The sequence below is a fragment of the Binatus sp. (SeqCode) genome (assembly GCF_035272065.1).
Lineage (GTDB): Bacteria > Desulfobacterota > Binatia > Binatales > Binataceae > Binatus.
In genome coordinates this window covers 1-7,849 of record NZ_DATEQZ010000083.1, presented here as the reverse complement: position 1 = coordinate 7,849, position 7,849 = coordinate 1, and the positions used below count along the sequence as shown (strand labels likewise).

General features: G+C 62.5%; 6 protein-coding genes and 1 pseudogene. All 7 read left to right on the top strand.

All coding sequences use genetic code 11. The features are described 5' to 3' along the window. A partial coding sequence (locus tag VJX68_RS15505; protein WP_324096620.1) for a CaiB/BaiF CoA transferase family protein occupies nucleotides 1-686 on the top strand: 686 nt, incomplete at its 5' end. Continuing rightward, on the top strand, nucleotides 683-1,591 hold the full coding sequence (locus VJX68_RS15500; protein ID WP_324096619.1) for an HpcH/HpaI aldolase/citrate lyase family protein: 909 nt from the start codon (nucleotides 683-685) through the stop codon (nucleotides 1,589-1,591). The genes VJX68_RS15505 and VJX68_RS15500, both read left to right, overlap by 4 nt. Nucleotides 1,592-1,786: 195 nt before the next feature. Further along, nucleotides 1,787-2,167, top strand: a complete 381-nt coding sequence (locus VJX68_RS15495; protein WP_324096618.1) for a hypothetical protein — start codon at nucleotides 1,787-1,789, stop codon at nucleotides 2,165-2,167. Then, nucleotides 2,080-3,051, top strand: coding sequence for an amidohydrolase family protein (locus VJX68_RS15490; protein ID WP_324096621.1), 972 nt, complete (start codon nucleotides 2,080-2,082; stop codon nucleotides 3,049-3,051). The genes VJX68_RS15495 and VJX68_RS15490 overlap by 88 nt, the downstream gene beginning before the upstream one ends. Before the next feature lie 29 nt (nucleotides 3,052-3,080). Beyond that, on the top strand, nucleotides 3,081-4,421 hold the full coding sequence (locus tag VJX68_RS15485; RefSeq protein ID WP_324096617.1) for an adenylate/guanylate cyclase domain-containing protein: 1,341 nt from the start codon (nucleotides 3,081-3,083) through the stop codon (nucleotides 4,419-4,421). A gap of 70 nt (nucleotides 4,422-4,491) precedes the next feature. Next, a pseudogene (locus tag VJX68_RS19375) lies at nucleotides 4,492-4,569 on the top strand (zinc-ribbon domain-containing protein); the annotation flags it as partial. 126 nt (nucleotides 4,570-4,695) lie between these two features. Beyond that, complete coding sequence (locus VJX68_RS15475) at nucleotides 4,696-7,725, top strand: ATP-binding protein (protein WP_324096615.1); 3,030 nt, start codon at nucleotides 4,696-4,698, stop codon at nucleotides 7,723-7,725. Nucleotides 7,726-7,849 lie beyond the last annotated feature (124 nt).

Below are 7,849 nucleotides of genomic sequence, written 5' to 3'. Positions count from 1 at the left end.
GCGCCGGCCCGGGAGTCGGCGACATCTATCCCGGCACGCTCGCTGCGCTGGGCGTGGTGTCCGCGGTTCATGCGGCGCGGCGGACCGGCCACGGACAGTTCCTCGACGTCTCGATGTATGACGCGATACTCGCGCTGTGCGAGATGATCGTTTATGCCTACTCAAGCAGCGGCGTCATCAGGGAGCCGGGCGGGAACGGGACGCCGGTGCTTTGTCCGTTCGATATTTTTCCGACGCGTGACGGCGCGGTCGCGATCGCGGCGCCCGGCGAGAATCATTGGAAGAATCTGTGCGAGGCGATCGGTCGGCCTGAGCTCGCGACCGACGACCGCACTCGAAACCTCAATCGGCGAGTCGCAAATGCCGACTTCGTGCGTGGCATCCTCACCGAATGGACGAAGTCGCACGCCACGCGCGAAATCGTGGACGCCATCGGCGGCAAGGTGCCGGTCGGCCCGGTCAACACCGCCAAAGATATTTTCGAGGACCCGCAGCCGCGGGCGCGCGGCATGTTGGTCGAGGTCGAACAGCCCGGGGACAATCCGCCGCTGACAATAGCGGGATGTCCGATAAAGCTGACGGGCACGCCGTCGGGAATTTATGCGCGCGCGCCGCGCCTCGGGGAGCATACCGAGCAGGTTCTCGCCGACGCGGGAATATCAAACGCGCGCAAGGAGCAATCATGACGCTTCGACTAAGACGTTCCGAGCTTTCGACGCCGGCTTCGAGTCCGAAGATGATCGAGAAGGCGATGGCGACCGCGGCCGACATGGTGTTTCTCGATCTTGAAGATGCGGTCGCGCCCGCGCAGAAAGAAGGTGCGCGCAAGAACGCAGTCGATGCGCTGCGCAATCTCGATTGGGGCAAAAAAGTGCGCGCCGTGCGGGTCAACGGCGCGGACACGCATTGGGCGCACGACGATGTGATCGAAGTCGTCGAGGGCGCGGGCGACAAGCTCGACGTCATCATCGTGCCGAAGCCGAAGGCGCCGCGCGACATCTGGTTCTTCGACACGCTGCTGACGCAGCTCGAAACGAAGCTTCATCTGAAAAACAGGATTGGCCTCGAGGCGTTGATCGAGGAGAGTGCGGCGCTGGCGCGCGTCGAGGAAATTGCGGCAGCGTCGCCGCGGCTCGAGGCCCTTATCCTCGGCTTCGGCGATCTGTCGGCGAGCCAGGGGATGCGCTTTGGCGTCGCGAGCGATCCCGCCCTTAGGTATCCCGGTGATATGTGGCATCACGCGCGCGTGCGGATGATCACCGCATGCCGCGCCAATGGCATCGACGCGATCGACGGACCCTTCGGCAACTTCAGAGATCCGGACGGGTACCGCCGCGAGGCGACGTGGGCGGCGACGCTCGGCGCCGTCGGCAAATGGGCGATCCACCCGAGCCAGATAGAAATTGCCAACGACGTGTTCGCGCCGACGCCGCACGAAATAGAAAACGCGCGCAAGATGTCCGAGGCCTACCAGGCCGCGACGCGCGACGGCGCAGGCGCCGCAGGCGCGGGCGGGATGCTCGTTGACGCGGTCGCGGTCCGAATTTTCGAAGGCGTACTCGAGCGCGCCCGTCTCACAGGTCGTGCTTAAAAGTCACGCCTACGCGGCGCACGCCAAGGGGTGACCCCTTGGAACCCAGCGTTGGATGGTGCAGGGCTCCATCTCCGGAATCATTTTCGGCTATTTGGCCTAGGTGGCCTGCAACGCGACGCGGACTACTTCGATCGAGTTTTCATGGATACCGGAGTCGATCTGCGCTAAGTGGGGACACGGAGGATAATTGCTATGGGACGGATCTTCTTTCGCCGCGCGAATCTGATCGACGGCCGTAACGCGCCGAAGAAAAATGCGACCGTCGTGGTCGAGGACGATCGCATCGCCGCGGTAGCAACCAACGGTGACGCGCCGAAACCTTCCGGCAACGATGTGGTCTACGACCTCGCCGGCCGATCGCTGATGCCGGGGATGGTCCAGTGTCACTATCACGTCGCCTACGCTGAAGAACAGATCGAAGATATCGACTTGAAGCATCCCGCGACGATGCTCACTTTGATCGCCGCAGAGAATGCCGAGTTGCTATTGCGATCGGCTTCACTGGAGCGGTCAGCGCGGGCACGCTGCACAATATTGACGTCACTCTCAAACGCGCGATCGAAGCGGGCATGATACCTGGACCACGCTTTGTTCCCTGCGGACAAGACCTCATCACCACCGGCGACTCGGTCGACGTCCATCCGACCTGGTGGAAATTGCATCTCGAGGGGGGCGTTCTGATCTGCGACGGTCCCGACGAGTTCCGCAAAGCCGTGCGTAGCGAAATCAAGGAGGGCGCCGAAATCATCAAGGTCAATCCGACCGGCGGCCATGGCCTGGGGTCCGCCGATGTCATGACGATGACGATCGAAGAAATTAATGCCGCCGCCGACACTGCGCATGATCGCGGCAAGAGAATCCGCGGGCACACCATTTCCAAGCGCGGCATCATCGCCGCGCTCGACGCCCGCTTCGACCTCATCGACCATTGCGACATGATGGACGACGAATGTATCGAGCGCCTCGTAAAGCAGGGAACCTTCGTCACCCCGAGCCTCTACTTCCCGTATATGACGGTCGAGCGGAATCGGCGGAGCGGAAAATCCGCGATGCCTGGAATGGACGAATTGGAGCGAGGCCTCGAGCACTCGTACAAAGTGGTGCCCAAGGCGAATGCGGCCGGCGTCAAGCTGGTGGTCGGCGATGATTTCGGCGTCGCCGGCCTGGTCCACGGCGACTATGCGAAGGAGCTCGAGGCTTACGTCAAGGGCGCGGGAATTCCAGCCCTCGACGTCATCGGTTGGGCGACCCGCAACGGCGCCGAGATGCTCGGCATGAAGGACGATCTCGGAACGATCGAAGCGGGCAAGCTGGCCGACTTGCTGGTTATTAACGGCGATCCGGTGCGCGACATTACGGTGCTGCAGGATCGCGCCAATCTCGACGTGATAATGAGGGGCGGAAAGTTTATCGAGTGCCAGCTTGTGCCGGGCAAGGCAGTCGCCAAGTCAGCATAGTCCTCGTTTAAGTTGACTATGCGGCGCGGATGTCCGTAGATTCGGGCGTGCACTACGAAACGCGCTACGCCCGCAGTGGCGACATCAGCATCGCCTACCAGGTTATAGGCGATGGCCCCCGCGACCTGATCTACGTCCCCGGGATCATCTCCCATCTGGAGTTTTCCCATGAGCTGCCGGGCTACACCGATTTCCTGAACGGCCTCGCTTCGTTTGCGCGCGTGATCGTCTTCGACAAGCGTGGCAACGGGCTCTCAGATCGCATCGCGGGCGCACCCACCATCGAAGAGAGGATCGATGACATCCCGGCGGTTATGGATGCGGCCGGCAGTAAGCGCGCCGTTCTGTTCGGCGTGTCGGAAGGAGGTCCTATCAGCCTTCTGTTCGCCGCCACACATCTGGACCGTGTCGAGGCGATCGTCTTGTACGAGACCTTCGTGCGCTACGGAGGAGTGCCGGGTCAAACGCCCATGTGGTCGCCTGACGTTCACAAGCAATTCACGAACTACATGCTCGAGCAGTATGGCACCGGTGCATCCCTGGGCGGCTTCGGCGCGTCCCGAGCCGGCGACCCCCACGTGCGCGAGCTCTGGGGCCGGGTCGAGCGTGCGTCGAATAGCCCCGGTGGATTCCGTGCCGTCTATGAAGCTCTGCTGGAAACCGACGTTCGCGCAGCGCTGCCGAGCGTGCAGGCGCCATGTCTCGTCATGCATGCGGCCAACGGGTCTATGTTCGAGCATCAGAGCAAATACCTTGCGGAGCATCTGCCGCACGCGCGCCTGGTCGCGCTCGATGGCATCGATCACTTTCCATGGTTCGCCGGTGGCGATCGGATCGTCGCCGAGGTTGAGGAGTTCGTGACCGGCACCCGCTCGGCCGTCGCCAACGACCGGATCCTCGCAACGCTGCTCTTCACCGACATTGTGGGTTCGACCGAGCGGGCGGCAGAGCTGGGCGATCGCCGGTGGCGCGAAGTGTTGCAGAACTACTACAGCCTGGCTCGGCGGCAAATCGAACGCTACCGCGGAATCGAAGTCGGTACCGAGGGCGACGGAATCTTCGCGCGCTTCGATGGTCCCGCGCGCGCCGTGTTCTGTGCCCGCGCGATCCGCGACGGAGTGAAGGATCTCGGGGTCAAGATACGTGCCGGCCTGCACACCGGCGAGATCGAGCTTAAAGGCGACGATCTGAGCGGTCTGGCTATTCACATTGGCGCCCGCGTCGGCGCGCTCGCCGCGGCCGATGAAGTACTCGTGTCGCGCACGGTAAAGGACCTGGTCGTCGGCTCAGGACTCCAGTTCAGCGACCGAGGGACCCACCAGCTCAAGGGCGTGCCCGATGTCTGGCAGCTATACGCCGTAGCCGGTTAGGCAGGTAGCAAGCCGAGTGTCAGCTCACGCCGATACTCGCGCATCGAAGAGCGAGGTTGCGTAACGATCGATGCGCTGCTCGAAATGCGGGACGAATAACCCCTCGACCAGCAACTTCTGCGCGAAGTGTGGGAATGCACTCGCCAGGCATTGCGCGAAGTGCAAGGCGGAGAACCCGCCAACCTCCGATTTCTGCGGCAAGTGCGGGACCCCACTAACAAATGGTGCGGGCGCAGCAGCCGCGACTTCGTCGCCCCTGGAATCGGCCTCCAACGTGCGCGTCGCGCAAGAGAGCAGCTCGCCGGAAGCGCTCGAGGGCGAGCGCAAGACGGTCACCGCCCTGTTCGCCGATATCAAGGGGTCGACCGAGCTGGAGCGGGACCTTGATCCCGAGGAGGCGCGGGCGATCGTCGATCCGGCATTGAAGCTGATGATCGATGCGGTGCATCGCTATGACGGCTATGTTGTGCAGTCGACCGGCGACGGCATCTTCGCGATGTTCGGCGCTCCGCTCGCGCATGAGGACCATCCGCAACGCGCGCTGTACGCGGCGATTCGGATGCAGGAAGACCTCCGCCGCTACGGAGCGACGCTGCGCGAGCGGGGTCGCGCCCCGATCGAGATCCGCATCGGCGTGAACACTGGCGAAGTCGTGGTCCGCGCGATTCAGACTGCCGCGGGGCATGCGGAGTACACCCCTATTGGGCATACCAACAACTTGGCGTCGCGGATGCAGACGGTTGCGCCAACCGGCTCGATCGCCACGACGGAGGATACGCGCAAGCTCTGCGAGGGATACTTTACCTTCCGCTCACTCGGTCCCACGCGGGTAAAGGGCGTCAGCGAGGCGGTAACCGTCCACGAGGTGACGGGGCTTGGCCCGCTGCGCACGCGTTTGCAGGCGTCGGCGCGGCGAGGGCTCTCCAGGTTCGTCGGCCGCGCAGCCGAACTCGAGCAGATGAAGCGCGCACTCGAACTCGCAAAGAGCGGGCGCGGTCAACTAGTCGCCGCGGTGGGTGAAGCCGGAGTGGGCAAGTCGCGGCTGTTCTTCGAGTTCCGCGCGGCCGGGCAGCCGGGGTGCCTGGTGCTCGAGACTTTGTCCGTCTCGCACGGCAAGGCCTCCGCATACCTTCCGCTAATCGACCTGCTCAAGAATTATTTCGAGATCACTCCCGACGATGATGCGCGCCGGCGGCGCGAGAAAATCGGTGGAAAGATTTTGATCCTCGATCGGGCGCTGGAAGACACCCTGCCCTATCTCTTCACGTTGCTCGAGGTGGCGGAGAGTGACGATCAAATCGCGCGACTGGATCCCGAAATCAGGCGGCGCCGCACGCTGGATGCGATCAAGCGTCTACTACTTCGTGAGAGCCTTCATCAGCCGCTCGTAGCGATCTTCGAGGACCTGCACTGGGTCGATGAAGGTTCACACGCGCTGCTCAACTTGCTCGCGGAATCTCTCGGCACGGCGCGGGTGCTGATGCTGGTCAACTACCGGCCCGAGTTCACTCACAACTGGGGCAACAAGACCTACTACACGCAACTGCGGCTCGATCCGCTCGGCGCCGAGACCGGCGAGGAAATGTTGAACGCGCTGCTCGACGACGGGCGCGAACTCGCGCCGCTCAAGCAATTGATAATCGAGAAGACCGAAGGCAATCCGCTCTTCATCGAAGAGATCGTGCAGGCGCTGTTCGAGCAAGGCGCGCTGGTTCGCAACGGCGCGGTCAAGCTCGCCAAATCTCTCAATACGATTCAGATCCCATCGACGGTTCAGGCCGTGCTGGCCTCGCGTATCGATCGGCTGCCAGCCGAGCAGAAGGACCTGCTGCAGACGCTGGCGATAATTGGGAAGGAGTTCCCGCTCGGGCTGGTTAGAGCGGTATCGGGAAAATCCGACGATGAACTCGACAGCTTGCTTGCCGGTTTGCAGACTGCCGAGTTCATCTACGAGCAACCCGCGGTGGGGGACGTCGCGTACGTCTTCAAGCATGCGCTGTCGCAGCAGGTCGCGTCGGGCTCGGCGTTGATGGAACGGCGCAGAGTGCTGCACGAGCGCGTCGCGCGCGCACTCGAAGTACGATTCCCTGAAACGGTGGAGACTCAGCCGGAGCTGATCGCCCATCACTTCACAGAGGCGGGACTGGGAGCAGAAGCGGTTCCGTACTGGCAAAGGGCGGGTGAGCGAGCCCTCCAGCGCTCAGCAAACCTGGAAGCCATCGACCAGCTTGAGAAGGGGCTCGAACTGCTCGGCTCGCCACCAGACGTAGCTGAGCGGAGTCGGCCCGCGGACGAAGCTCGGCGTTTCGCGCTGCTATTGCTACTTGGCGTGGGGCGAGTGCGGGTAGGCGAATTCGCTAAAGCCCACCAAGCATTTCTGCGTGCTGCCGAAACCGCCAAATCACTTGGGTCAACCGAAAACGTGATCAGTGCGGCGTTGGAGCTCGTACATATGACCCACACCACCGGTTTTCCCGCGCCGGAAGCACTTCAACTACTCGAAGAAGCGCTGCAGAAGCTCGGCCCGGATGATAGTCCCCTCAAGGCGAGGACGCTGAGCGGCCTGGCCCGCTTCCTGGGAGTCACCGGTGAGAGGCAAAAGTTGATGTCGTATGCTCCGCAGGCAGTGGCCATGGCTCGACGCATCGGAGATCCGAAGCTAGTCAGCTACAGCCTGCTGGGAATGTTCTACGCCTTGTCGGGACCGGAGCACGCCGACGAGCGGCTTGCCATCACGACAGAAATGCAGGACCTCGCCAAGGCGGCGGACGTCGAAAACCTTACGTACTCGCAGCACTTCTGGCGTGGGTACTGCCTGCTCGAATTGGGAGATACGGCGGGAGCCGACGAGGACTTCGAAGCGTATGGGCGTTGGGCGGCAGAGACCAACCAACCTTTTCATCAATCCATCTGCGAAATGTTGCGGGCCATGCGGGCGTTGATGAGTGGTCGCTTCGAAGACAGCGAGCGCCTGGCCCAAAATACCTTCGTGATCACGCGGAGTATGCAAGCGGAAACGGCCGCTGGCGTTTTTGGGCTCCAGATGTTTGCGCTGCGCCGCGAGCAGGGCCGGCTCAAGGAAGTCGAGCCGGTCGTTCGTATGTTCGTCCAGCAAAACAGCGCTGATGCAGCGTGGCGACCTGGTTTGGCGGTGATTTATTCGGAATTGGGTCTGACCGCAGACGCGAGAGCGGAATTCGAGAACCTGGCGAAGCACGACTTCGGCGACCTGCCCCGCGACTCGATGTGGATGGGAACCCTGACCTATTTCGCGGATATCTGCACCTTTCTAGCAGGGTGTTGAGAAACGCCTCTTCGATGGGATCGACGGAAGGTTTTGCATCGGTATAGTGGAACGAGGCCAGTTGGGTTGAGGAGGAAGCGGAAGATGCGAGGATACGATCGGGCACAGAGCACGATGCTGACGC

What these genes read in the sequence shown, in the direction of transcription:
- VJX68_RS15500 (WP_324096619.1), top strand. Translation starts at nt 683, where the DNA reads ATGACGCTTCGACTAAGACGTTCCGAGCTTTCGACGCCGGCTTCGAGT.
- VJX68_RS15495 (WP_324096618.1), top strand. Translation starts at nt 1,787, where the DNA reads ATGGGACGGATCTTCTTTCGCCGCGCGAATCTGATCGACGGCCGTAAC.
- VJX68_RS15485 (WP_324096617.1), top strand. Translation starts at nt 3,081, where the DNA reads ATGTCCGTAGATTCGGGCGTGCACTACGAAACGCGCTACGCCCGCAGT.